The 26,196-nt window shown below is 68.8% G+C and carries 20 protein-coding genes; 11 read left to right on the top strand and 9 right to left on the bottom strand.

Annotated features, from left to right (window positions below; translation table 11 throughout):
- Positions 1 to 29: 29 nt before the first annotated feature.
- The 3 genes from GQS65_RS11010 to GQS65_RS11000 form a co-directional block, all read right to left on the bottom strand.
- Positions 30 to 1,622, bottom strand: a complete 1,593-nt coding sequence (locus GQS65_RS11010) for a lipopolysaccharide biosynthesis protein (RefSeq protein ID WP_158204703.1) — start codon at positions 1,620 to 1,622, stop codon at positions 30 to 32.
- A gap of 105 nt (positions 1,623 to 1,727) precedes the next feature.
- A complete protein-coding gene (locus tag GQS65_RS11005; protein WP_158204702.1) occupies positions 1,728 to 2,738 on the bottom strand; it encodes a Gfo/Idh/MocA family protein in 1,011 nt (336 codons plus the stop codon).
- 63 nt (positions 2,739 to 2,801) lie between these two features.
- Positions 2,802 to 3,803, bottom strand: coding sequence for a carbon-nitrogen hydrolase family protein (locus GQS65_RS11000; protein ID WP_158204701.1), 1,002 nt, complete (start codon positions 3,801 to 3,803; stop codon positions 2,802 to 2,804).
- A 97-nt stretch (positions 3,804 to 3,900) separates the two neighbouring features.
- Here GQS65_RS11000 and GQS65_RS10995 point away from each other — a divergent pair, with 97 nt between their 5' ends.
- Positions 3,901 to 5,274: a sulfatase-like hydrolase/transferase gene (locus GQS65_RS10995; RefSeq protein WP_158204700.1), complete on the top strand. Its 1,374-nt coding sequence runs from the start codon at positions 3,901 to 3,903 to the stop codon at positions 5,272 to 5,274.
- A 36-nt stretch (positions 5,275 to 5,310) separates the two neighbouring features.
- Here GQS65_RS10995 and GQS65_RS10990 read toward each other — a convergent pair whose 3' ends face one another.
- Positions 5,311 to 6,177, bottom strand: coding sequence for a sugar phosphate isomerase/epimerase family protein (locus tag GQS65_RS10990; RefSeq protein WP_158204699.1), 867 nt, complete (start codon positions 6,175 to 6,177; stop codon positions 5,311 to 5,313).
- Between the two features lie 99 nt (positions 6,178 to 6,276).
- Between GQS65_RS10990 and GQS65_RS10985 the strand changes: the two genes are divergently transcribed.
- From GQS65_RS10985 to GQS65_RS10975, 3 genes are all read left to right on the top strand, one after another.
- Complete coding sequence (locus GQS65_RS10985) at positions 6,277 to 7,626, top strand: aminotransferase class III-fold pyridoxal phosphate-dependent enzyme (protein ID WP_158204698.1); 1,350 nt, start codon at positions 6,277 to 6,279, stop codon at positions 7,624 to 7,626.
- A complete protein-coding gene (locus GQS65_RS10980) occupies positions 7,623 to 9,359 on the top strand; it encodes a glycoside hydrolase family 3 protein (RefSeq protein ID WP_158204697.1) in 1,737 nt (578 codons plus the stop codon). The genes GQS65_RS10985 and GQS65_RS10980 overlap by 4 nt, the downstream gene beginning before the upstream one ends.
- A 211-nt stretch (positions 9,360 to 9,570) precedes the next feature.
- On the top strand, positions 9,571 to 11,484 hold the full coding sequence (locus GQS65_RS10975) for an ABC transporter substrate-binding protein (protein WP_158204696.1): 1,914 nt from the start codon (positions 9,571 to 9,573) through the stop codon (positions 11,482 to 11,484).
- 97 nt (positions 11,485 to 11,581) lie between these two features.
- Here the strand turns inward: GQS65_RS10975 and GQS65_RS10970 are convergent, their stop codons facing one another.
- Complete coding sequence (locus GQS65_RS10970) at positions 11,582 to 12,760, bottom strand: hypothetical protein (RefSeq protein ID WP_158204695.1); 1,179 nt, start codon at positions 12,758 to 12,760, stop codon at positions 11,582 to 11,584.
- Positions 12,761 to 12,875: 115 nt separating this feature from the next.
- Here GQS65_RS10970 and GQS65_RS10965 point away from each other — a divergent pair, with 115 nt between their 5' ends.
- The 5 genes from GQS65_RS10965 (at position 12,876) to GQS65_RS10945 (ending at position 18,310) form a co-directional block, all read left to right on the top strand.
- On the top strand, positions 12,876 to 13,676 hold the full coding sequence (locus GQS65_RS10965; protein WP_158204694.1) for a creatininase family protein: 801 nt from the start codon (positions 12,876 to 12,878) through the stop codon (positions 13,674 to 13,676).
- A gap of 87 nt (positions 13,677 to 13,763) precedes the next feature.
- Positions 13,764 to 14,927 (top strand): mandelate racemase/muconate lactonizing enzyme family protein, encoded by a 1,164-nt coding sequence (locus GQS65_RS10960; protein ID WP_158204693.1) that lies wholly within the window; start codon positions 13,764 to 13,766, stop codon positions 14,925 to 14,927.
- Positions 14,928 to 15,005: 78 nt separating this feature from the next.
- A complete protein-coding gene (locus tag GQS65_RS10955) occupies positions 15,006 to 15,869 on the top strand; it encodes an SDR family NAD(P)-dependent oxidoreductase (RefSeq protein ID WP_158204692.1) in 864 nt (287 codons plus the stop codon).
- 180 nt (positions 15,870 to 16,049) lie between these two features.
- The gene (locus GQS65_RS10950) at positions 16,050 to 17,144 is read left to right on the top strand and encodes an aryl-sulfate sulfotransferase (protein ID WP_158204691.1); all 1,095 of its coding nucleotides are present in this window, start codon (positions 16,050 to 16,052) and stop codon (positions 17,142 to 17,144) included.
- A complete protein-coding gene (locus GQS65_RS10945; protein WP_158204690.1) occupies positions 17,141 to 18,310 on the top strand; it encodes a PrpF domain-containing protein in 1,170 nt (389 codons plus the stop codon). Before GQS65_RS10950 ends, GQS65_RS10945 begins: the two co-directional genes overlap by 4 nt.
- 43 nt (positions 18,311 to 18,353) lie before the next feature.
- Here the strand turns inward: GQS65_RS10945 and GQS65_RS10940 are convergent, their stop codons facing one another.
- Positions 18,354 to 19,592, bottom strand: coding sequence for a C45 family autoproteolytic acyltransferase/hydolase (locus tag GQS65_RS10940; RefSeq protein ID WP_158204689.1), 1,239 nt, complete (start codon positions 19,590 to 19,592; stop codon positions 18,354 to 18,356).
- A 120-nt stretch (positions 19,593 to 19,712) separates the two neighbouring features.
- On the bottom strand, positions 19,713 to 20,960 hold the full coding sequence (locus GQS65_RS10935; protein WP_158204688.1) for an MFS transporter: 1,248 nt from the start codon (positions 20,958 to 20,960) through the stop codon (positions 19,713 to 19,715).
- A 127-nt stretch (positions 20,961 to 21,087) separates the two neighbouring features.
- Here GQS65_RS10935 and GQS65_RS10930 point away from each other — a divergent pair, with 127 nt between their 5' ends.
- Positions 21,088 to 21,942 carry a PIG-L deacetylase family protein gene (locus tag GQS65_RS10930; RefSeq protein WP_158204687.1) on the top strand — a complete coding sequence of 285 codons (855 nt, stop codon included), beginning with the start codon at positions 21,088 to 21,090 and terminating at the stop codon, positions 21,940 to 21,942.
- A gap of 44 nt (positions 21,943 to 21,986) precedes the next feature.
- On the opposite strand, the gene GQS65_RS10925 is transcribed toward GQS65_RS10930, so the two are convergent.
- Together GQS65_RS10925 and GQS65_RS10920 are read right to left on the bottom strand one after the other, a co-directional pair.
- Positions 21,987 to 23,477 (bottom strand): arylsulfatase, encoded by a 1,491-nt coding sequence (locus GQS65_RS10925; protein ID WP_158204686.1) that lies wholly within the window; start codon positions 23,475 to 23,477, stop codon positions 21,987 to 21,989.
- 72 nt (positions 23,478 to 23,549) lie between these two features.
- Positions 23,550 to 24,641, bottom strand: coding sequence for a GNAT family N-acetyltransferase (locus GQS65_RS10920; protein WP_158204685.1), 1,092 nt, complete (start codon positions 24,639 to 24,641; stop codon positions 23,550 to 23,552).
- A gap of 101 nt (positions 24,642 to 24,742) precedes the next feature.
- Between GQS65_RS10920 and GQS65_RS10915 the strand changes: the two genes are divergently transcribed.
- Positions 24,743 to 26,196: sulfatase (locus tag GQS65_RS10915; protein ID WP_158204684.1), on the top strand; the 1,454-nt coding region annotated here is incomplete at its 3' end.

The following is a 26,196-nucleotide window of genomic DNA, read 5'->3' as shown; positions in this document are numbered from 1 at the left end:
GTCGACACCATCGTGACCGGTCGCTGCCGTCACGGTCGGCACCGGCCGCGTCGTCTGGCCGTCACTCGTCGTCGGTCGCGGCCCGTCGGTACTGTGTGGCGAGTGCCGCGAACAGCCGCCGGTCGCGGTCCTCGATACCGAGCGCCCACAGCACGACCGCGAACGTAAGGAGGCCTGCCGGGACCCCCACGACGAGAAGCAGGCGTCCGGCAACCACCCACTTCAGCGCCGCCATCGCGGCGGCCGTAACCCCCCCCGGCCGCGAGCGGGAAGACGAACCGCCGCGTGTAGGGCTGGAGGCCTTCGAGATACCACAGCTCGGCGACTCTGAGGAGGTTGACGAGCGCGAGCGACCCCGCCGTGCCGACGGCCGCACCGACGAGGCCGACCTCCAGCACGAGCAGGTAGCTGACGCCGACGTTGAGCACTGCGAGCAGCCAGTTGTTCGCCGCGTTGAGATACTGGTGGTCGGTCATCTGGAGCAGCCACCCGGCCGATCCGACGCTACAGTTGACAACCTGGCCGACGACGAAGACGCTCAGCACGACGCGACCGTCGGTGTACGCGGTTCCGAACAGCGCCAGCAGTTCGCTTCGAAAGACGAACTCGACGACCGCGACGGCGACCCCGCCGGTGAATATCCAGCGTGTCGCCACACTGTAGAGGGCATCGAGTTCCTCGCGCCGGTCGGTAGCGTACAGCTTCGCGGCGACCGGTGGGAACAGTTGGTTGAACGCGAGTAGCGACAGCGAGACGAACCCCGTCAGGAACAGCGCGACGTTGTAGATGCCCGCGGCTGTCGCCGACAGCAACGCCCCGACGAGAAGGACGTCAACGCGGTTGCGGAGGATTCCACCGACCTTCCCCAGCGTGACGGGGCCGGCGTAGTTGGCGAAGCGTGCGACCTCGTCGACGGACTGTCCGCCGGCGGGTCGGACGGTCGTGTGGCGAGCGGCCAGCGCGACCGCGACCACCAGCGTGAGCGCCGCGGCTCCGACGAGCGCTCCGGCTAGTCCGACGACGTCGAACCCGACGACGAGTGCGAGCGCGACCGCACAGAGCTGGAGCCCCGGAAGCGCGACCCGGACGACGACGGTCTGGTCGACGATCAGCTCGAGGCTTCGCAGGAGGTCCCCCGTCAACCGAACGAGGCCGAGCAGCGGGAGCGCGAGGACGAGCGTCCGAAAGACGGGGACGAACAGCGGGTGGTCGATGGTCCGTCTACCGAGCCAGGGCGCGAGGACGTACAGCACGACCGCGACCCCGAGACCGGCGAGAACGACGGTGCCGACCGCGAGTCCGAACACGCGGTCGCGTCGTGCGGGGTCGCCGTCGGCCTCCGGGATGTACCGTAACAGCGCCACCTCCGCACCCAGCAGTGCGAAGCTCCCGAGCGAGGTGACGAGCCGGTTGGCGAAGGCGTAGACGCCGTAGACACCGACACCGAGCCCGTTGGTGAGCAACAGGGTGGTCGCGAACAGCAGCAGTTTCTGCAGGCCGATGCCGACGATAGCGACGACTGCGCCGTGGGCGACTGACCGGAGCGCCCCGAGCAGCAGGTCGGACTCGGCCGTGTCGTCACTCGGGTGACCGGCAGAGTCGTTCGTCGAGTCAGCGGACACGTCGTTGGGGCACCGTCGATTGCTCGCTGTGGAACAGCGAGTCGTTTCAACCTGCTGGTGACGGCAACGGTAGCCGTCGCCGTCGAACGTTCGCCGGACGCGCGGTCACCGACGGCTTGAGAGGTCGACCACCCCGTCCCCGCGCATCGCCTCGGTCGCCGCGACCGTCAGTTCGAGCGTCCGGGTCGCGTCGGCGTAGTCCGAGCGGATCGCGCTCGTGTCGCGCGTCTCGACCGCGTCGAGGAACGTCCGCGTCATCTTACCCCACCGCTCGCGGTCGTGGAACGTATCGGCCCCGCGTACCTCGACGGGCTCGCCGTCGACCTCGCCGGTGAGGACGTTGTCGTTGCGGTGGACGTGGAGGTGAAAGCCCTCGCCGAGCAGGTCGAGCGTGTTCCCGGCGTGGCGGAAGGCGACGTGCGAGACGTGCCCGACGGTGCCGTCGCGGTGGTGGAGCGACGCCGATCCGGCGTCCTCGTACTCTAAGTCGTCGGGGGCGATTTGGTGGTCGCCGACGGCGGCGACGCGCTCGACCTCCCCCGCGAACGACCGGACGATGTCGTAGGCGTGGGTGGCGATGTGGACGGGGTAGCTCGTCGCGGTCTCGCGCTTCCACTTCCAGCCCTCCGGCGGGAGGCCGGCCCACTGGCGGGCGTCGACCAGTCCGAGCGTCCGGTCGCCGACGAGCTCGTGGGCCGCCTCGACCGTGCGAGCGTACCGGAGGTCGTAGCCGCTGTGGGTGACGATGCCGTTCGCCTCGACCGCTCGAAGCACCTCGTGGGCCTCGTCGAGGCGAACGGCCGCCGGCTTCTCGACGAACAGGTCGATACCGTGTTCGGCCGCCGCGACGGCCGGGCCAGCCCGGACGAACGGCGGCGTCAGCAGATAGCAGACGTCGACCTCCTTGGTCTCGAACAGCGCCCCGTAGTCGGTGTAGACCGCGGCGTCTCGCGGGTCGGCCACGGCCGCCGCGTTCTCGTGATCGGTGTCACAGACCGCCGTGACCGCTGCACGCGGGTCGTCATCGATGCTTCGGGCGTGTCGCTCGGCGACACGCCCCGCGCCGACGATGGCGGCGCGCAGGGTGTCGTCGCTCGTGTTCGCGTTCGTACACATACTCCGGCGTTCCGCGCCGGGCCTCTTAACTCCCCGCTCGCTCGCCCGCTCTCCTCGCAACCGTCATACGTCGGGCCATTCGTCGAGTCGCCGCAACGGGGAGTCCTCGATGGTCTCGTGGATGCGCGCCCGTGTCCGGTCCTCGTAGCCGCGAGTGGTCTCCATCTCCAGGTCCGCCTCGATGTCGGCCAGCGAGACGTCCTCGTCGATGGATTCGAGGACGAACACGCCGTCGCCGGGGGCGACGTCGAGGACGACGCTGCCGCCGTACTTGCGCTGGACCTCCTTGCCCCAGGTCCAGACGGTGTCGGAAGCCTTCGCGTACGATTTCATGTCGGTGTTGAGTTCGGCAAAGGAGAGCCACGCGCGGCCGCCGTGGAGGTCGATGTCCTCGACCTCGGGGTTCTTCCAGTTGTCACCGACTTCGGCGGTGACCTCGCGGCGTGGCGTGTACACCTTCGCGTCGTTCTTGTCACAGGAGACGACGTGGTAGCCGTGGTACTGCGCCCACGTCCGCAGCTGGTTGTGGGTGGTGCCGTGGGTCGGGAAGAAGACGAGGTTCGCCCCCTTCGCGCCGAGCTCCGTGCCGACCTCGGCGTATCGGGCGTCCCAGCAGATGAGGATTCCGACGCGACCGAACGGCGTGTCCCAGACCGGAACCTCCTCGCCAGGGGTGATACCCGCCGCCATCTCGCCGAGCGTCGGGGCGAGTTTTCGATAGGTTCCGATCACCTCCCCGCTCGGGTCGACGAGCGCCGTCGCATTGTAGAAGCTGTCGCCGTCGCGCTCGTACATCGGCAGGAGGACGTAGCTGTCGAGCGCGCGGGCGTGTTCGCCGATGACCTCGGTCGCCGGTCCCGGTATCGGCTGGGCAACGTCATCGAGCAGGTGGTTCGAGGCGTGCTGGAGCGCCGCCTCGGGCAGACAGACGAAGTCCGGGTCGAACGTCGCCGCGCGCTCCAGCAGCGCGGTAATGTTGTCGAGGTTGATGCGAACCCGCTCTGCGGGGTCGTCGCTGTCGGTCGGGTTGTGGAGCGCTATCGAGAGGACGCGCGTGGGGCGCATGGTCGGGCGGTCGGTGAGCGGCGACAAAGCTCTGTCGCCGGTGGGAACGAGCGACCTGGCGACGGGATTTATACGGTCCCGTGGCCACGCTCGTGGCATGACAGCTAGCGAACGACCCAACGTCCTCGTCGTGCTGACCGACCAGCAGCGCCACGACACGGTCGGTGCGTACGACAGCCCGATGGACCTGACCCCGACGCTCGACGCGATGGCCGACCGCGGCACGCGTGTCGAACACGCCGTCGCCAGCCAGCCGCTCTGTGGTCCCTCGCGGGCCTGTCTGCAGACCGGTCAGTACGCGACGACGAACGGCTGCTGGAAGAACGGCGTCCCGCTCCCCCACGACGCCGACCACCTACTCGCCCGGCAGTTCGACGGGGCGGGCTACGAGACCGCCTACGTCGGCAAGTGGCACCTCGCGGGGACACAGGACGACCCCGTCCCGCCCGGCGAGCGTGGCGGCTACGACCATTGGGTCGCCGCCGACGTTCCGGAGTTCACCTCACACCCGTACGAGGGCCACCTGTTCGACGCCGACGGCGAGCGCGTCACCTTCGAGGACCGCTACCGCGTCGACGCCTACACCGACCACGCCGTCGAGACACTCGAAACCGTCAGCACGAGCGACGACCCCTTCTTCTGCTTTCTCTCGTATCTCGAACCGCATCACCAGAACGACATGGAGACGTTCGTCGCCCCCGAGGGGTACGCCGAGCGCGACGACGCCCCGTGGGTTCCCCCGGACCTCCGCGAACGACCGGGCGACTGGTACGCCGAACTGCCCGACTACTACGGCATCTGCCGGCGCATCGACGAGAACCTCGACCGACTGCTCAAGACGCTCGACCGACTGGACGAGCGCGAGGACACCGTCGTCCTGTTTACGAGCGACCACGGCTGTCACTTCCGCACGCGCCCCGGCGAGTACAAACGCAGCGCCCACGAGGCGTCGATCCGCGTCCCGTTCGTGATGAGCGGACCGGGGTTCGACAACGGTGGAGTGGTCGAGGACCCGGTCGAACTGGTCGATGTCGCACCGACGTTGCTCGACGCGGCCGCCATCGACGTGCCCGACGCGATGCAGGGCCGGAGCCTCCTGTCGCTGCTCCGAACTACCGACGACCCAGGCGGCGACGGGGCCGACGACTGGCGCGACGAGGCGTTCGTCCAGATCAGCGAGTCCGAGATCGGCCGGGCCATCAGAACCGACCGCTGGACGTACGCGATCGCCGCACCCGCCATCGACGGCTGGCAGGGGGGAATGGACGAGCCGTCGAGCGACACCTACGTCGAACGGTACCTCTACGACCTGCGCGCGGACCCCGCCGAGCGAATCAATCTCGTCGGTCGTCCCGAGTACCGCGAGGTGGCGGACGAACTGCTGGAACGGCTCGCCAACCGAATGGTCGCGGCGGGCGAGGACCGCCCGGAGATACTCCCCTTCGAGAATCCGGGTTACCGGGAGTACTGACCCGGCTCGGGCGCCCGATGGTCGGGACGATTCGCCTCACTCTACCCGCTCGATGAGTCGGTTCAGCGCCGCCAGTTCGTGTTCGGCCACCGCCTCGCCCGAAGTGTCCGCCAGTGGCGGTCGCTCGGCGGTGACGTACCCGTCGTAGCCCGCGTCGGCGAGGGCATCGAACACGCGGTCGAACTCGACGGCCCCCTCGCCGAGCAGCGTCGAGCGGAACGGTTCGTCGCCGTGCCGGGTCCCGATCGTCGAGATATCGGGATGTGAGGTGTCATCGACCCGTTCGAGGTCCTTGACGTGGACGTGAAACAGGCGGTCGCCGAGCGCGTCGATGCTCTCCGCGCCGTAGGGGGCGTCGGCGATGTAGAGGTTGCCCGCGTCGTGGAGCGCGCCGACGTTCTCGCGGTCGATGCGCGCCAGCAGGTCGAGCGTCGAGTCGGTCGTCTCACAGAGCTTTCCGGCGTGGATCTCGATGCCGAGTCGCTTGTCGTACTCCGCGGCGAGGTCCGCAGCCCGACGCATCCAGCGAGCGGCCTGCTCGAACTCGTCGTCGGTCGCCTCGTACGGCGGCGGCCCGTTCGGACCGTGGCGAAGCAGGTCACAGCCCAGCGCGTCCGCGAACTCGAGGTACGGTTCGAGCGCGGCGAGGTCGGCTTCGCACTCCTCGTCGGTTCGACCGACGTAGCCCCCGGTGTACGTCGTCACGCAGGCGAGTCCGAGGTCTTGGTCGTCGAGCGCTCGCTTGAGCGAGTCGACGGTCGCGTCGTCGGCGTCGGGTGGCAGGTGCGGTGCGCGTGCCATCAGATCGAACCCCGGATAGCCCAGGCTGGCGGCAGTCGAGATGGCGTCCTCGACCGTGTGGTTGCCGAGCACTCTGCTGTATAGGGCCGGTTGCATCGTCATCGTCGCCACCGACGGTGAGGGGGCGCTAAAGCGTTCCGTCCGTGTGGGCAGTCACCACGTCACGAACACTTAACCCCGGCCGCCTCTCACCCGGTGGCAATGTCGCAGGACTCGACCGGGTCGGTCGACACTGACCGATCCCTCGACCGCTCTCGCGCACTGCTCGACCGGGCACGGCAGGTGATTCCGGGGGCAGCACAGACGAACAGCAAGGGACCGACGCGGTGGGTGCAAGGTGTCGCGCCGACCCATCTCGAACGCGGCCAGGGAAGTCACGTCTGGGACGTCGACGGCAACGAGTATATCGACCACGTGAGTTCGCTGGGACCGATCGTGCTCGGCCACGACTACCCGGCCGTCACGGAGGCGGTCGAGGCGCAGGTCGGCGACGGCTCGCTGTTCTCGCTCCCACATCCGTTGCAGGTCGAGGTCGCCGAGCGAATCGTCGACGTGGTGCCGTGTGCGGAGATGGTCCGGTTCGCCAAGAACGGCAACGACGTGACGACGGCGGCCGCGAAACTCGCCCGCGCGCACACCGGCCGGGACGTCGTCGCCACGCAGGGCTATCACGGGTGGGGCGACGTCTGGATGGCGGCGACCGCGATGGACGCAGGGATCCCTGCGGCGGTCGGCGGCCTGACCGAGCCCTTCGACTACAACGACATCGAGCGTGTCGAGGCCATCTTCGACGACCACCCCGACGACGTCGCGGCGGTCGTCACGACACCGGTCAACCTCGACCCGCCCGAAGACGAGTTTCTCACCCGACTGCGCGAACTGTGCGACGAACACGACGCGCTACTCGTCTACGATGAGGTGCTCACGGGCTTCCGGTTCGCGCTCGGCGGGGCGGGGGAGTTCTTCGGCGTCCAGCCGGACCTCGCGTGTTTCGCGAAGGCGATGGCCAACGGCTATCCGCTCGCCGCGCTCGCCGGTCGCGCGGACGTGATGCGAACCATCGACGGCGAGGGGTTCTTCTTCTCGTCGACGTACGCTGGCGACGCCGTCTCACTCGCGGCCGCAAACGCGACGCTCTCGGTTCTGAGGGAGGTGCCGGTCGTCGAGCACCTCCACGAGCAAGGGGAGGCACTCCGCGACGGCTACACCGAGCGCGCGGCGGCCCACGGGTTGGGCAAGGTGACGACCGCTCGCGGCTACGCTCCACGGTCGGCCGTCTCGTTCGAGAGCGCCGGCGGCGCGTCCGCACGACACTGCAAGAGCCTCTTTTTACAGGAGTGTCTCGACCGCGGCGTGCTGTTCGCGGGGACACACCTCCCGAACTACTCCCACACCGACGCGGACGTAGCGCGAACGCTCACCGTCTACGACGAGGCCCTCGGGGTCCTCGCGGCCGCCATCGAAGACGGGGCGGTGACCGACCGATTGCGGGGCGAGCCGGTCGGTGCGACGCTTCGGGAGCGGACGGGCGAAGCGGGTGGCGACCGATGAGCGACCGCGAGACCACGGAGGACACCGGCAGCGGGGACGCCGTCGACCGTCTCGTCGACGAGCTCTCGCCCCGCGAACTCGCCGGCCAACTCGTCGTGTCGCTCCCGCAGTTCCTGAGCGAATCCGAGCAGCGCCGAATTTTCGCCGAGTACGGCGTCGGAGCGGCCATCGTCCGCACGCCGAACAACCCGGCGTACATGGCGGCGTTCACGAACCGTCTTCAGGAGTACGCCGCGGCGTCGAGTGCGGGCCTACCACTGCTCGTCACCGGCGACTTCGCCGACGGGTCGGCCAGCAGCATGCCCCTGCAGACCGGCGACCTCCCACCGACCGCACGCGACGGGAGTCAGGGTGGAACCGCGTTCCCCACGGCGATGGCGCTTGGAGCGACCGGCGATCCGGCGAACGCCCGAACCGCCGCGGCCGTCACCGCCCGCGAACTGCGAGCGATGGGCGTTCACTGGAACTTCGCGCCGGTCGCCGACGTGAACACCACGCCCGAGAACCCCGTCATCGGCGTCCGGTCGTTCGGCGAACGGCCGGAGCGAGTGGGGGCGTTCGTCACGGCCGCCGTCGAGGGCTACCGCGGTGGTGGGGCCGACGACCGCGTGCTCGCGACGGCCAAGCACTTCCCCGGACACGGCGACACGACCGTCGACTCACACAGCGGCCTGCCGGTCGTCGACGCCGACCGGGAGACGCTCGACGAGGTTCACCTCCCACCGTTCGAGCGAGCCATCGAGGCGGGCGTCGACAGTATCATGACCGCACACGTCGTCACCGAGGCGCTCGACGACGAGCGCCCCGCCACGCTCTCACCGGCCGTGCTGACCGGGCTGCTCCGCGAGGAGTTGGGGTACGACGGACTGATCGTCACTGACTCGATGGACATGGCGGGCGTCAAGGACGGCTGGGGCCGCGAGGAGGCTGCCGTCCGTGCCATCGCGGCGGGGGCCGACGTCCTGATCGCCGTCTCGAAGGGCGAGAACGCCTTCGAGGAGCAGGTCCGAACGGTCGAGGCGATCGCCGAGGCGATCTGGTCAGGTGACCTCCCTGCCGAGCGCGTCGAAGCGGCTCTTCGGCGGGTTCTGGACGCGAAGCGTCGCGTCGGACTGCTCGACCGCCAGGGGAAGCCGGCCGGCCGGCGACGCGACCCGCTCGCCGCGACGGCGACCGTCGGTGCCCCGGCACACCGCGAAACTGCCGCGCGCATCGCGAGGGAGGGCGTGACCGTCGTCCACGACGACGGCGTTCTGCCGTTCGACCCCGACGCGGCCGCGACGACGCTCGTCGCGGGCGTCACCGACGCCGTGACGCGGGTGGCGGAGGCGGTTCGGGACCGGGCCAACGGTGACGTCGTCACGTGGCGTGCGGCCTCGCGCGACCCGGGAGAGTCGGAGGTCGCGGCGGCGGGGACGCTCGCGGACGACGTCGACCGTGTCGTGGTCGTGACACACTCCGGGCGCGGGAGACCGCGGCGCTCGGACGGACAGCTTCGTCTGGTCGAGCGACTCGCCGTGTCGTCCGTGCCGGTCGCAACCGTCGCCCAGGAACTCCCGTACGACCTGGCGATCCGCGAGACTGATGCGGGAGTGGCCGCGTACGGCAGCGACACGCCGACCGGTCTGACCCACCTCGAAGCGGCCGTCGAAGCGGTTTTCGGCGCGACCCCTGGCGGTCGACTCCCCGTGACGGTTGGCGAGTACCCGGTCGGTCACCGAACCGACCGATAACCCGCCCGTCCCGTTCGAACGGTCGTACGGTGTCCGTAGCCGTTCTACGGCCGGTTCGACCGGTGTGAAGTCGGAATCGTCACACTGACCGGTAAAATTATTCGATTAACTTTATATATCCGTAGAGCATGGCCGTATGCAGGCCAGAGTCATGGCAAAAGATAACACAGATTCCGGTTCCCGAACAGACGGTCCGCTCTCTCGGCGGCGAGTGCTCGAACTCACGGCAGGGGGGACGGCAGTCGCACTCGCTGGATGTAGCGGCAACTCGGGAACCAACACGGACGGTCCAGGGGGCACCGATACGGGTGATGGAACCGGTACGAACGACGGGACCAACACCGGAACCAGCGGCGGTGGCGGGACGTACAACACCTACACCGACGCGAACCCGCAGGACGTGCAGTTCAACCGGCTGTCGGAGGCACTCGGCGACTGGCCGATTCACTCGTCGATGTTTCTGTGGATGACGAACGCGGTCGACTCCACCGGGACTGTCTTCGGCATCGGTGCCAGAGACTGGACGGTCGACGGGCAGACGCTCACCGTCTCGCTCAACGAGAACCACCAGTGGCAGGACGGAAAGAGCGTCACCGCCGACGACTGGATCTTCCAGTACGAACTCGAACAGTTCGTGGCCGAAGGCGGCAGAAACGTCGCCGCGAAGTACGAGTGGACCGAGAACATCGAGGCGACGGGCGAACACGAACTCACGTTCGAGCTGAACGCCCCGCTGGCACCGGAGTTCGCAGCCGACGAAATCCTCTATGAGTTCCTCTGGGCGCACCCACCGACGTTCCAGGAGTACCACGACCAGTTTACGAGCGCTTCGGGCGATTCGGAGATTCAGGAGGCTCGAAACGCGCTGAACGACTTCCGCTGGGAGGATCCGATCTACCCCGGTGCGCTGCAGTACGTCAGTTCGAACCCCCAGCGGATGGTGCTGGAGGTTCACCAGAACTACCCCTTCGAGGAGGTCCAACAGCAGTACTCCGACGCGACCGACGACGACATCACCGACTGGGGGACGCCGAACCTCGACCAGGTGAACTTCAAGTTCGCCCCCGACAGCAACAAAGTGTTGCAGGAGTCCAAAGCCGGAAACGTAGATGGCGGGTACGGTATTGGCCCGTTCAGCCGGGAGAATCCACCGATCTCTGATGACTATCGGGTCGTCGCCTACTCAACCGGGTTCGGCCAGGGGCTCTGGTTCAACTTCTGGTCCGAGGAGGTCGCGGGCGACAACGCGGGTCTGGAGTGGTTCAAGATCCCCGAAGTGCGACAGGCGCTCGCCCACGTCATCGACCGAAAGGCGGTCGGCCGGCAGCTCATGCCGTCGCCGGATTCGGTCAAAGACGACGTGATGACGGGCATGAACGCCAGTCAGGAAGAACAGTACGTCAGCCAGGAGGTAATGGACCAGCTGAACCCGTACGAGCAGAGCACCGAGAAAGCGACCCAATTGCTCGAATCCGCCGGGTTCTCTAAAGAGGGTGGAAACTGGATAACGCCCGACGGCGATCAGTTCAGCATCCGCTTCAGAACTGCGTCGAGCGTCAACACCTACGTCAAGGCCACCGACGTCGCCACGTCGAACCTCAACCAGTTCGGCATCGCGACGCAGACCGCGACCGCGTCCGGCTCGGAGTTCTTCAGCGCCGACCCCGCAGAGCGTGGCTACCAGATGACCCCCGGCTGGTCGTTCGGTGGGGCCGGCCCCGGCCCGGCGAACACCGAGACGTTCATGTACCAGCGCCCACGGAGCGCCGTCGGCGGTGGCGACGGGCTCAACGACTACCTGCCCGGCATGAGCCACGAAGAGGAGGTGCTCGAGGTGCCGCCGATCGGGCAGCCCGACAGCGACGAGCGCATCGAGGTCAACCCCCACGAGACGATTCGTGCGCTCGCACTGAACAGCACCAGCGACGAGGAGAAACAGGAACTCCTCGACGAGATCGCCTGGGCGACCAACTGGTGGGTGCCGAAAATCTCCTGTGCGGAGAACGTCTACACCGCGTTGATCAATCCGAGCAAATTCAAGTACCCGCCGGAAGGCGCGCAGTCTCTCACCGCACGGCCGACGCACCCGATGATCTTCCAGCTCGGCATCGTCGACGGCAAGTGAACTGACGACCCATATCGCACCGCTTTTTTCGAGTACCTCATCGAGAGCGACGGCTGGTTGGTCCTCGTCGGTCGAGCGACGTCCGCGTCGCCCGTGGTCAGCGGCCGAACGTGCTCGCGAGCCAGTCGAGGTGCGTGTCGGTCATCAGGCCGTGGTGGTAGACCGACACCGCTCCGTCGACGTCGCTCCGAACCGCCTCGACGAGCGAGTCGAACGTCGCCTCGTCCGGGACGACGTTCGGGTCGAGCGTCACGCCCGCGTCGACGGTGACGTCACCGTCGACCGTCTCGCGGAGCGAGCGAATCCGGTCGCGCGCTCGGTCGGGGGCCGAGACGTAACAGATCGCCATCGCCCGGTCGAGGTGGTCGGCGAGGCGGTCCGGTCGAACCCCGGCGGGCCACAGCCCCGTCGGGTCCGCGCCGAGGTGGCCCTCCATCACGTAGTACGACAGCGGGACTGACCCCGCCGCTTCGGCCAGCCGAGCGACGAACGACTCGACGACCGCGCTCCGGAACGCGAACAGGTCGTCGAGCACCGGTTCGTCGGCGACGACCGCGTCCAACGGCGGGGCGTCGGCAGCGGGGACCGCGAGCCACTCGCGGACCAGATCCCGGACGACGCGCTGTGCCCGGCCGAGATCGATGGGGTGGTCCGTGGCGGCGGTTCGACACCCCTCGCAGAAACACTGGGCCAGCAGGACCTCCTCGGTGGTCCCCGTGAGCGCCTGACGCTTCGGGTGGCCCCACCGCCAGCCGTGTTCGTGGAACGGGCTCCCGAACCCGACCGATTCGAGGTGGACCTCCGCGACACCTCGGTCGACGAGCGCCTCGACGACGGCGGCGAAGTACTCGCGGACCTCGGGGTTCGACGGGCAGAGAGCGTGGTCGTGAGCGTCGCCGAACGCGCTCTCGACGCGATACGACGGGTTGGCCGCCCCCAACCGCGAGTTGTGGAGACAGACTGTCCAGGCGTTCACGCCGAGGCCGTGGTCGGCGGCCGCCTCGACGGTCTCGGCCACCGGATCGTCGAGCCCGGACACCTCGTTAGGGAGGGGGTCGATGGGCATGTCGGCGAACCGGCCCGGGTCCGGGTCGAAGTAACACCCGCCCGGATAGGCGGTGAACAGCTCGTCGGGGTGGCGAGGGTCGAGCGAGCGAATCGAGTGGTAGTGGCTCGCGAGGGTCAGGGCGTCGACGCCACGGGCGGCGAGGCCCTCACACGTCTCCGCGAGTCCGTCGCTCGTGAGGTTCCACGGGTAGGTCCACACTGCGGGCATGGATAGGGGTACGGCGGTCGCGACTAAAATCCTCCTGCTCGCCACGGCGCGAGCGTGTCGAACGCGGCCACGGGCCATCACGAACGCTCAAGAGGGAGCACGCCGACGCCAGCGTATGACCGAACCGCTCGGGAGCAGGCCGACCGAATGGGCCGGGAAGACGTACAGCGAGATAACCGACCTCGCAGGTCGAGACGGGTCGATACTCGTCGTCCCCGTCGGGAGTGTCGAACAGCACGGTCACCACCTCCCGGTGGCGACGGACACGATACTCGTCGACGCCGTCGCGCACCTCGGGGCTACCCGCGTCGTCGACGACCTTCCGGTGCTCGTGACGCCCCCGGTCTGGACCGGCCATTCCCCACACCACCGCTCGCTCGGCGGGACGCTGTCGCTCGGCCACGAGGACCTGCTCGGTGCGCTCGAAGGAGTCGCCGAGACAGCCCTCGAAAACGGGTTCGATGCCCTGCTGTTCTGCAACGGCCACGGTGGGAACGCGTCGCTGGTGTCGAGCGTCACCGGCACGGTCGGCGTCGACCACCCCGACGTCGAGGTCCTCGGAGTGACGTACTTCCACCTCGCGTCGTCGTTCATCGACGACCTCCGCGAGAGCGACGTCGGCGGGATGGCCCACGCCGGGGAGTTCGAGACGGCGCTCATGCTGCATCTCCGGCCGGAACTCGTCGACACCGACCGCATGGAAGCCGAGGAGCTGGAGAGCGAGTACAGCCACGGTCTGCACGACATGTTCGACGCCGGCCCGCTTACCGTGTATCGGGAGTTCCGTGAGTACTCCGCCAGCGGGGCCATCGGCGCGCCCGAACTGGCGACCGCCGAACAGGGCGAGCGACTGTTCGAACGCCTCGGTGACGAACTCGAACTCGTCCTTCGCGAGGCCCACGAGCGGGTCCGCTGACCGGTCGACCGGTCTGGGGCCTCCGACGCCGACTCGCCACAGCATTGTGGCCCCGAGGTTTATGCTCCCCTTCGTCGACCGATGGGTATGGAGATCACCGCCGTCGAGGCGATTCCCGTCAGGGTGCCGCTCGTCCCGTTCGAAGAGGGCGGCATCGCGCCGTACGTCACGAACCACAACGAACTGACCGCGATGGACCGCGTGCTGGTACGCGTCGACACCAACGAGGGGGTCTCGGGATGGGGTGAGGTCAGAGCGTTCCTCTCGCCCGCCGCCACGGTGTCGGTCATCGAAGAGGGTATCGCGCCCATCGTCGAGGGGCACTCTCCGTTCGAGACCGAGAGTCTGCGACGACTGCTGTTCATCGAGTACACCAACGTCGATACGTTCTTCGCGCCCGTCGAGACCGCGTGTTGGGACATCGTCGGGAAGGTGCTGGATCGTCCCGTCTACGAGCTGCTCGGCGGGCACGGTGCGCCCGAGCAGACCGCCCGCCGACATCGCGAGCACGTCGACGAGACCGAAACCAGCGAGCGCTGCGAGGTGGCGTACTGTCTCGGCATCCTCGACCCCGAACGGTCGGCCGAGCGCGCCGTCGAGGTCCGGGACGCCGGCTACTCGGTACTGAAGACGAAAGCCGGTCGGGACTGGCGCGAGGACGTCGAGCGCGTCGTGGCGATGCACGAGGCGACTAACGGCGAGCTCGAGTTCCGCCTGGACCCGAACCAGGGGTGGACGCTCGACCAGGCGGTGCGCGTCGGAGCGGCGCTGGAGGACGAAGGCGTCTACCTCCAGTATATGGAGCAGCCGATTCGGGTCGACTCACACCGTGCGCTGGCACGTCTCGCCACCCGGACACGCCAGCCCATCGGTCCGAACGAGGACACGTACGTCGCACACAACCTCCGGTCGCTCGTCGAGGCGGGTGCGGTCGACGTCGCCGTACTGGACCTCACACCGGCCGGAGGTATCACCGGGCTTCGGCAGGTCGCGGCCGTCGCCGACGACGCGGGCGTACCGACGGCGCATCACTGCGCGTTCGACCTCGGGGTTCGGACCGCCGCCGTCCTCCACGCCGTGACGGGGATTCCGGGGTTCGCGCTCCCTCCCGACACCGTCTACTACGGCTGGGAGCGCGACGTCATTACCGACCCGTTCGAGGTCGAGGCGGGGACGATGCGTGTTCCCGAGGGGCCGGGGCTGGGTGTTGACGTCGACATGGGCGTCGTCGAGCGGTATCGCACGGACTGACCGTCCGTGCCGGCCTCGCACCGGCCTCGCACCGACCGAACAGTTATACCCGTTCGGCGACCGTTCTACGGCGTCCACATGAATCACCAGAAGTTGCCGTTAGCCGACGACACGGCCATCGTCACAGGTGCGTCGTCGGGCATCGGCCGAGCTATTGCCGAGCGGTTCGCCGAGGCGGGGGCGAACCAGATCATCTGTTCGCGCTCGCGAGAGGAGATCGAGGCGGTGGCGGCCGACCTCGCCTCCGTCGGCCCAGGCGGGATACGCGGTGTCGCCTGTGACGTGACCGAAGCCGACGAGGTTCGGGCGCTCGTCCACACCGCCGTCGACACGTTCGGGGGAGTGGACGTCGTCGTCCCGAATGCGGGCGGGATGATCGACGACGACAACCTCCACCGCATCGACGAGACCACCTTCGAGGCGAACCTCGACGTCAACCTCACCGGCCAGTTCCGGCTGGTGAAGGCGGCGCTGCCCGCGATGGTCGACGGTGGGGGCGGTGCGGTCGTCTTCATGGGGACGGTCAACGCCCTGACCGGCATCGGTCTCACCGGCTACTCGGCCGCGAAAGGGGGCATCCTCTCGCTCTCCCGACTGCTCGCGGTCCAGTACGGCCGTCACGGCGTTCGGTCGAACGTCGTCTCACCGGGTACCATCGAGACGGGGGCGCGTGAAGCGGAGATGGGCGCGTCGGAGGGACGACACGGCAACGAAACCGACGAGGGCGACCGGTCAGCCCGCGAGGAGTGGCTCGACCAGTACCCGCTGGGTCGGTTCGGCCGACCCGAAGAGGTCGCCGAGGCGACGCTGTTTCTGGCCTCCGAACGCTCGTCGTTCGTCACGGGGGCGAACCTCGTCGTCGACGGCGGGCTCACGGCGGGTCTCGATCAGGGCCTCCAGACGCGAGTGTACGACGTCGACGACCCACCGACCCGCGAGTGACGCCACCGGACCGACGAGCTCTGGGCGCAGCTGTGACCCGTCGCGCGCCGAAAGCGTGATACCACTCCTCCCGGTATCGAGTCTCATGCGACCCGTTCGAGTCCCGACAGCGATCGCGGTCCGTGCGTGTACCGACCGAAACGACGACCGACACGACCGGCCGTTCCGAGGCGACGGCCGATGACCGACGCCGTCTCCGTCCACCGCCCCGAGACGTGTTTCGAGGGGTACACGCTCCTCTGTGAGTCCTACGAGGACCCGTCGGCGAACCCGGACGGCACCGGGAAGATACACCTCGTCGATATGGCCGGCGAGCCGGTCCACACCTGGTCCGTCGAGACGGCACTCCAGTCGTTCTGTCAGCTCCTGCCCGACGGCAACCTGCTGTATCCGACGCGGGACCGTTCGTCCATCGACGAGGCGGGCGTCCGCGAACTGACGCCCGACAGCGAGGTCGTCCGGCACTACCACTGCCGTGTCGACCACGACCTGAGCGTGCTGGCCAACGACAACCTGCTCGTCCACACCATCACCGACCGGATGATCCCCGCCATCGGGCCGGGGCTCAAGCGCGACCCGTATCTGCTCGAAGTCACCCCCGATGGGGAGCTCGTCTGGGAGTGGCGCGGGGGCGATCACTTCGACGACCTCGAAGCGTGTCTCGACGCCGACGCGTGGCGGTACGTCCGCGAGCGCATCGACGAGGAGTACCCGTTCGACTGGGCGCACAACAACACCGCGCAGGTGATCCCACACAACGAGAGCTACGAGGCCGAAGTGGACCGGGGCGTCGACCACCCTCGGTTCGCGCCGGGGAACGTCGTGTTCTCGTACCGGAGTCTCGACGTCATCGGCGTCATCGACCGCGAAACGGGCGATATCGTCTGGGCGTGGGGGCCGGGCGAACTGGACGGCCAGCACCTCCCTCACGTCCTGCCGAACGGGAACGTCCTGCTGTTCGACAACGGCACGCGGCGGGGCTACTCGCGCGTCCTCGAACTCGACCCGCTGACAGAGACCATCGAGTGGGCGTTCACCGGCTCCCCGACGGAGTCCTTTTTCAGCGAGTACATCTCGGGGGCACAGCGCCTGCCGAACGGGAACACCCTCGTCTGTGAGGGCGGGTCGGGCCACGTCTTCGAGGTGACGCCCGACGGCGAGGTGGTCTGGGACTTCGTCAGCCCGTTCGATGAGGAGGCTAGCCTCGGAAGCGTCTACCGGGCGACGCGCTACCCCCCGGAGTACGTCGCGCCGCTGCTCTCGGCGGGCGAATGACGGCCGACGACTCCCGACGACCGGGCGTCCCCGCCGCACTCGTCCGGGGCGGGACGAGTAAGGGTGGCTACTTCGAACGCGACGACCTCCCCGACGACCGGAAGCGGTGTGGTTCGCTCCTGTCACGGCTGTTCGGCAGCCCGGACCCGATGCAACTCGACGGCGTCGGCGGCTCACACTCGACGACGAGCAAGGCGATGGTCGTCGCGGCGGGCGAGGGAGCGACGGACGTCGAGTACACGTTCGCGCAGGTCGGCATCGAGCGGCCGGTCGTCGACTGGGGCGGCAACTGCGGCAACCTCACCTTCGGTGTCGGCCCGTTCGCGCTAGAGCGCGGTCTCGTGACGCCGAAGGCGGTCGACGAGCAAGCGAGCGCGGACGAGCGACGCGTCACGCTCCGACTGGAGAACACGAACACCGGCACCCGCGTCGAGCAGTCGGTACCGCTCGGCCCGAGCGGGCAGCCCGAGTACGCCGGCACGTTCGACGTCGCGGGCCTCCCGCGCTCCGGCGCGCGCATCCGGTCGCGGTTTCTCGATCCCGCCGGGGCGATGACCGACGCCCTCTTTCCGACCGGCCACCGGACCGACGTGCTCGACGTCCCCGACTTCGGCGCGGTCGAGGTCTCGCTCGTCGACGTGTCGAACCCCTGTGTGTTCGTTCGGGCGAGCGACGTCGGTTGCACAGCCGCCGAACGACCGACGGAGATCGACGCCGACGCCGACCTCTTGGCGCGACTGGAGCGGATCCGAAGCGCCGCGTGTGAACGCCTCGGGATCGTCGCCGACGCGGCCGACGCGACCGCGGAGAGTCCGGGGGTCCCGAAGCTGGCGGTGGTCGGGGAGCGTCGCACCTACGAGACGGTCGACGGCGACCGAATCACGCCCGACGAGTACGACCTGCTCGCGCGTATCCTGTCGATGGGGACGGCTCACCACGCCTACGCCGTCACCGGCGCGATGTGTACCGCCGCCGCCGCGGTGCTCGACGGGACGATACCGAGCGAGTTCCTCGCGGAGGGGGCGACCGACGCGGTCACCATCGCACATCCGAAGGGGACGCTCCGTGTCGGCGTCAACCGCGATGGCGAGGCGATAGCCGCCACGACCGTCGACAGGACTGCACGGGTGCTCATGAACGGGCGGCTCTACGACCCCAAGGCGTGACCGGACGGACGGCACCGGAGCACCGGGCGGCACGAGTCGTGTCTCAGTCGACGGGACCGTCGTTCGCCGCCGTTGAGTAGTAGTCGAGCCACGCTTCGCCCGTCAGGAACCGTTCGGGGACGTCGTCGGCGGTGGCCGTCGGTGAGAGTCGGAGCCAGCCGTCGCCCTCGTCGCTCCGCCACGCGTGACACGGTGTGCCGAGCGCGAGATAGCAGTCGCTCGCCGCCGGGCGCTCGCCGTCGATGTCGAAGACGGCCGCCGAGAGCGAGGCGGCGTCGGTGTAGTCGTCGGTCTCGTGGCGGCAGATTGAGTCGTCGCCGGGACCGTTCGCGTGGTCGACCGAGAGGTCGCGCATCGTTCCGACGGCCACCGCGCCGTCGGCGGCGGCGAGCAGCGTCTCGGCGCGGTCGGCGCGGCGACGGCTCGACGCGAGTTCGGACACGAGCGGCGAGCGGTCGTCGAGCAGGCCGAACGCGTTGGCTCGGACGACGACGCCGTCATCGGTCCACTCGCCCGCCAGGCTGGTCTGAGCACCTTCGAGAACGACGACGCGGTCGGCGTCGGCCACTTCGATGATACCCGGCGACGCCATCGGCGACTCCAGCAGCCGCGCCGCGACGTGCTGTGCCACCTCGACGGCCGTGTCGCCGTGCAGCAGGCCCTGTCGAAGGTACTCACCCCGAGACACGGCCATCCGGGCATCGAGGTCGGCCTCGTCCGCGTCGAACGCCGCCGTCGCGGCGAAGTTGCTCCCGACCGCGACCCCGCGGTCGTTCATTCCCATCTTGAGCGCCGTTGACCCGGCCGCCGTTACGCCGACCACGTGGTTCCTCCCGGTCGGACGTTCCGTGCGGACGACGTTCACCTGCCGGTGACGGTGGTAGCCCTGCCCCTCGAACGACGCCGCGCCGTCCTTGTCGCTTTGTTTGAAAAAGACGGTGCCGCCGCCAGCGGTCGCGGCTCCGGTCGCGGCCGCTACCGTACAGCCGTCGGGCGAGACCGATTCGTCGAACAGGGTGAACGCGAGCAGGTCACGGTACGGTACTCCAGCAGCCCGTGCCGTCGCCTGGAGTTCGGTGCGTGTCGTGGCCGGAAGCTCCGACACCCGCTCGGCAGCGATTCGGCAGACTCGCTCGCGGTTGAGACCACGGCAATCGAGGGCGGCCCGGAAGCCACGGAGGTTGTGTCGAACCGCCGGACCGAGCCGTCGCAGTCGGGACCGCTCGGTCCCCGGACTGGCTTGCTCGTCTCGGTCGGCTTCGGTGTGACGCTCACTCGGCATCGTCGACGACGACGGACGGTACCGTGATAACGGTACGCACCGCACCGATACTCAGCGCCCGTCGGGGCGGTCCGTGGAGTCGAGGCCGACCGTGGCGGCCCGGGTGACGATGGTTCGGGTTCACCGGGTGAGCAGTGCGAGTCCAACCGCCGCCGCGAGCACGGCGACGACACCGCCGAACGCGAGGTCGTAGGACGCGATCGAGGCGACGTAGCCGACGGCCACCGGCGAGAGCGCACCCGCCCCGAGCATCAGCGTGCGAACGATGCCGAGGACGCCCGCGTCGCCCGACGACGGCACGAGCGTCATCAGATGAGCGTCACGGACCGGTCGGAACCCGTGGAATCCCAAGCCGGCGACGACGACGACGACGACCAAGACGACCGTGTCGGTCGTCGTGACGAGCACGGCCGTCGCTACGACGGCTACCCCGAGGAGGACGACGAGCGTTCGGAAGGGACCGACGCGGTCCCCGACCGGCCCGGCGGCCGCCTGCGTGACGCTCACCGCGAAAAAGCCGCCGTAGAGCAGGCCGGCCATTGCCGGTGGCACGCCCTTCGCGTCGACGAGATACAGCGGTAAGAACGCCGAGACAGCGTTCCACGCGAACGAGAACAGCATCGTCACGAGCAGAAACCCGACCAGTCGCCGGTCGGCGAACGGGGCACGGTAGCCCGCCCACCCGGTCGGGGCGTCGGTGTCCTCGGTGTCGCGCCCCCTCGCCTCGCTGTCAAGCGACTGCTCGTCCGTGGTCGTCTCGATCGTCGACCGGAGCGACAGTTCACCGTCACTGCCGACACATCGGACGAACGCCACCGTCGTCACGAGGGCGACGCCCGCACCGACGACGAACGCCGCCCGCCAGCCGAGCGCGAGCGAGAGGCTGGCCGCGACCACCAACGGCGCGACCGCCCCACCCGCCTGTCCGATGGTGTCCATGACCCCGAGCGCGGTGGCCGGCCGGTCCGGGTATCGCCGGGACAGCAGCGGGACGGCGACGGTCTTGTGCGGTCCCGTCGTCACACCGACGAGGACGGCGGCGACGAACAGGACGGCGAACGTCGGGGCGGCGGCGGCGAGGACGGCCGCCCCGCCGAACGCCACGCCCGCGGCAGCGAGAACCGACGGGCCACCGACCCGGTCGGCGACCGTGCCGGCCGGGAACTGGACGGCGGCGTAGCCGACCATCAACGCCGAGAACAGCGCCCCCGTCGCCGTCGGGCCGACGCCGAAGACCACCCGGAAGGTCGGGAACAGCGGCGGCAGAAGATATCGGAGGAACTGCACGACAAACCACAGCCCCGAGACGGCGAGGAGGACGTCGTATTGACTCGCCGCCGCACGGGCGCGTCCGCCGGTCAACCTCATCGATAGCCGGGTCACGACACCGCGTGATAACGATACCGGGTTCGGCCACCGACACGCATCGGTCCCGGTGCCGACCGGTCGAATGGCAAGGGCTTTGTCGCCGTGTCGTGACGAGTCACGTGACCATATGCCACGATTCGACGTTCGCGTCCCCGAGACACCGCTGTCGGTGCTCGTCGTCGGGGCGCACTTCGACGACTGTGAGGTCCGCTTCGGTGGGACTGCGACGAAATACCGCGAGTTGGGCCACGACGTGACGTTCGTTTGCATGACCAATGGCGAGGCCGGCCACCACGAACAGGGTGGAGCGACGCTCGGCCAGCGTCGGCGCGCCGAGGCCGACGACTCGGCCGCCGTCATCGGTGCGGAGTACGTTGCCTTCGACAACCCGGAGGGCGAACTCGAACCGTCGGTCGACAACCGACGTGACGTCATCGAACTCATCCGTGTAGTCGAACCGGACCTCGTGTTCACCCATCGCCCGAACGACTACCACCCTGACCACCGCTACACCTCGCGGCTGGTGCAGGACGCCGCGTACATGGTGACCGTGCCGAACATCTGCCCGCAGACGCCACACCTCACGTACAACCCCGTCATCTGTTACCTGCCGGATTCGTTCGAGAAACCATACCCCCTCGATCCGGCGGTCGTCGTCGACATCGACGAGACGATGGCGACGAAACTCGACATGCTCCACAACCACACCTCACAGATGTACGAGTGGCTGCCGTACAACATCGACATGCTCGACGAGGTGCCCGACGACGAGGAGGAACGCCGCGAGTGGCTGCCGAAACGGTACGCGCCGCGTAACCGTGACCTCGCCGACCGGTTCCGCGACGAACTCGTCGAGACGTACGGCGAGGCACACGGCGAGAGCGTTGAGTTCGCCGAGGCGTTCGAACACTGTGAGTTCGGCGGCCCGCTCACCGAGGCGAACCGCGACGCGCTGTTCCCGTTTCTCCCGAACGGCGGGTAGTAGTTCCCTCCGTTCAGGACGACGCGTCCGGCCGTCTCCCGACGTTAGTCCGATTCGAGCGAGACGCCGTCGGGCGTGAGCGTTTCGTCGTCGACGGTCGTCAACTCGCCGTCGACGACGAACCCTTCGGGCCGGTCGGCGAGGCGATCGGTCAGCCACGACCGACAGCGCTCGTACTCGTCGACGAACTCGGGGTCGTCGCTCAGGTCAGTCGTCTCCAAGGGGTCCGATTCGAGGTCGAACAACAAGTCGTCGCCGGTGACGGGGAAGTAGACGTACTTCCAGCGACCGTCGACGGCGTACTGCTGGGCGTTCTCCGGGTGGTAGGAGCCGGGGGTGTTCTCGCCGTGGTAGAACTCGCGCCACCCCTCGTCCGGCGCGGCGACGGTGTCCGGGTCGGCCGCCGCCACCAGCGGGAGGACCGACCGTCCCTCGACAGTGTCGGGGACGTCGACGCCGGCGACGTTGAGCAGCGTCGGCATGACGTCTTCGAGGCCGACTGGCGCGTCGACGAGCCGCCCGCGAGGGAGTCCGGGCTGCCACCCATCGGGAAACCGGAGGACGAACGGGACGCGGGCCGACCCCTCGAACGGGTAGGTCTTGCGCCAGTGGTAGTGGTCGCCGAGCATCTCGCCGTGGTCAGAGCAGAACAGAACGACCGTGTTCTCCCACTCACCGGCGACCCGCAGGCGGTCGACGATCCGCTTGAACTGGTGGTCGATCTGCGTGATGAGTCCGTAGTACCCCGCCCGCGCCCGGTGGACGACCGTCGGCGGGAGATCCGCGAGCCACGCGTCGACGGCGGGATACTCGGGCAGCTTCCCGCCGTACAGTTCCTCGACCCAGTCGCCCATCGCCGGGGCCGGCAGGTCGCGGTCGGCGTACATGTCCCAGTATGGCTGTGGCGGGTCGAGCGGCGTGTGCGGCCGGACGTACGAGACGTTGAGGAAGAACGGTCGGGTCGGGTCGCGCTCGTCGAGGAAGTCGAGCGCGCGCTCGGTCGTCCAGTTCGTGGGGTGGTAGCGTTCGGGGAGATGCCACGGGCGAGGGTCCCAAGAGTTGCGCCCCAGTCCGTGCGCGAGTTCGTCAACTCCTTCTTCGTGGTCGTCGAGCCACGCGGTGTAGTCGTCGGGAACGCCGTTGAGCGCCTCGTGCTGTTCCATCCGTTCGAATCCCAAATGGGTGCGGTTCGGAATGGAGTGGAGTTTGCCGGCCAGCATGGTCTGGTAGCCCGCGGCCGCGAGCTCGCCGGGGAGCGTGTGGTCGAACTGCCAGGGTTCGTCGGCCTTCCAGCCAGTACAGTCGTTCGTGTAGGGTGTCTGGCCCGTCATCAGACAGCGCCGGGCGGGGATACACGACGGAACGGGGGTGTACGCGCTGGAGAACAACGCCCCCTCACCGACGAGGCTGTCGAGGTTCGGTGTGTGGAGCAGCGGGCGGCCGTCGGCGTCGGTCGGACAGCGCGGGTCGGCGCCGAGGCAGTCCCCGCGGTGCTGGTCGGTCGTGACGAACAGGACGTTCGGTCGGTCGGCCATACCACGAGTGCGGCGGTCGTCGTGAAATAGCTACGGCCGCTACCCGACCCGACCACGCGGGGCCTGTGACGGTCAGAACTTGTCGAGCGCGGGGAACCACCGTTCGGCACCGACCATCCGGTCGGCGACCGTCGCGGCGTCGTCGAACGCGCCGCCGGTCGCCGCGGCGAGGAGGTCGGCATCGGCCCACACCATCGGCGTCTCGCCGGTTCGTTCGCGTACCGTCTCCGTCCGGCGGTCGTGGCCCGCGTCGTCGAGCACCGCCGCCAGCGTGTCGAGCGGCGGGTCCCAACGAACGCGGGCCGGCGGGTCGGACGACGGATCGTCCGTCACCGCCGCCGTCGGTGCGTCCGCGTCCCGTTCGTCGCCGTCGGTCGGCGTGGCACACAGTCGGTTCCACGCGGCCGTCAGGAACGAGCGGCGGTCCTCACCCCGGTACCCCGCTTCGAGGCAGACGACCTCGTCGTGAGACCGCTTCCGAACGAGATAGCCGGTACGGGCCTCGCCCTCGTAGTACCACAGAACGTCCGTGGGGGCGACGAGCACCTCGAACACCCAGTCGTGCCACAGCGCCGGGTAGCGGTTGAGCGCCCCGTCGACGCCGCGTCGTTCCGCCCGGTGGACGGCGGCGAGCGCGTCGACGGCGTGTGGGTCTGTCGCGTCGAACGGCTTCCACCGCCCTCGTGTCCCCCCCTCGCCGTCCGCAACCGGCTCCGGGTTGCCGACAAGCGTCGCAGCAGTATCCAACGGGTGCCACCCCAGACGAGCGTAGAACGTCGGGTCGCCGACGAGCGCGACCAGCGGGTACCCCTTCTCGACGGCGACCGTCCTGGCGTGGTCGAGCAGCGCGCTGGCGTGGCCCTCGCCGCGTCGGTCAGGGGCGGTCTGGACGTTCCCGACGCCCGCGACGGGGACGGGAGCGCCGTGGAGCCAGCACTGGCGCTCGTAGAGCTGGAGCGAGGTCACGAGTTCGTCGCCGTCGAACCCGAGCAGCGTGTTCTCGATGGGGAGTGCAGGTGCGTCGACGATGCGGCGGCGGAATTCCGCTTCGGGGACGTCGTCGAACGCTCGGCCGGCGGCGACGGCCGTGCGTTCGACCTCCTCGGCGGTCCGGGCCGGTCGGATGTCGGTGTCGGGCATCCCTCGGCCGTTTCTCGGCGACACACTTAGCCTCGCGGGGCGACCCCTCGCTCGCCGCTCGTGACGTCGGCCCCCTCCCTGCGCGACGCTGGAAGCTATAACCCTCCTCGGCGACAGGGGGGAGTATGCGCGTGTTGCTCGTCGACATCGACTCGCTGCGCCCGGACCATCTCGGCTGTTACGGCTACTCCCGTGACACCTCGCCGACCATCGACCGTATCGCCGCCGCCGGCGTCCGATTCGAGAACTGTTTCGTCTCGGACTCGCCGTGTCTCCCCTCGCGGACGGCGCTGGCGACCGGTCGCCACGGCATCGACACCGGCGTCGTCACGCACTTCGGCGAGGGGCAGGAGTACGACGACCCCGGCGATGGGCACGCAGAGGACCCCGACCGACCACTCGCGTTCCGGCATCTGTTCGAACACGGCGTTCGGACGGCGACGGTGACGAGTTTCTCGCAGCGGCATCTCGCCTACCACTTCACGGCGGGCTTCCAGGACCACCTACAGCCGTCGGCCAACACCGGCAGTCGTGCCGACGAGGCCGCGAGCGACGTGACCGACGCCGCGTTGCGGTGGCTCGGCAGTCACGCGACCGAGGACGACTGGCTCCTCCACGTCAACTACTGGGACGTCCACCATCCATACGAGGGCATCACGGAGTACGTCGACGCCGTCCGAGAATCGGGGGACGCCGCCCCGTGGCCCGACGAGGACGCCATCGACGCTCAGCAGGGGATGGTCGGGCCGCGAACGGCCGACTGCTGGCCGACCCCGAACTCCTACGACGTTCCGCCCGAGGAGCGTGGCCAGTCGGAGTGGCCGTTTCCCGACCGCATCGAGGACCGGGCGGACGTCGAGCGGTTCCTCGACGGCTACGACGCGGCGATTCGGAAGGTCGACGCCGAGGTCGAGACGCTGCTCGACGCGCTGGCGGCGGCCGGCGTCCGCGAGGAGACGGCAGTCGTCGTCACGGCCGACCACGGCGAGGCGTTCGGCGACCACGGCATCTACGCCGAACACGCCTTCCCCGACCAGGCGTGTCAACGCGTCCCGCTGGTCGTCTCGTGGCCGGGTGTAACCGACGGCGACGGCGATACCACGAACCGCGAGACCGACGGGGCGCAATCGGGGTCCGAGGCCGGCACGGACGGGGCGCTCTCCCCATCGGTCGACGGGTTCATCTACCAGTTCGACCTCGTCGCGACGCTCTGTGAGCTGTTCGGCGCACCGGTACCGGCGGGGTGGGACGCCCGACCGTTCACGGCCGCGCTCGAAGCTGACACTCGCGAGACGTTCGACGGCCGCGACTCCCTTGTCTGTGGCCACGGCATCTACACGTTCGGTCGGGCGCTCTACACCGACGAGTGGACGTACATCCGCCTGCTCCACCCCGGCGTCTTCTCCTGGCCCGGCCAGTACAACGACCCCGACCTCCCGAACGACGGGCGCGAACTCCTCCATCGTCGCCGCGAGGACCCCCACGGGAGCGAGAACCTCGTCGCCGAGCGGCCGGAGCGGCCGCCGAGATGCGCGCCGGATGGACCGGTGGCTCGCCGACCGACTCGGGGAGCGGTGGC

It is taken from the genome of Halomarina oriensis, assembly GCF_009791395.1.
GTDB classification, from domain to species: domain Archaea; phylum Halobacteriota; class Halobacteria; order Halobacteriales; family Haloarculaceae; genus Halomarina; species Halomarina oriensis.
Note: the sequence above shows the minus strand (reverse complement) of the source record. Positions and strands in the feature narration are given on the sequence as shown.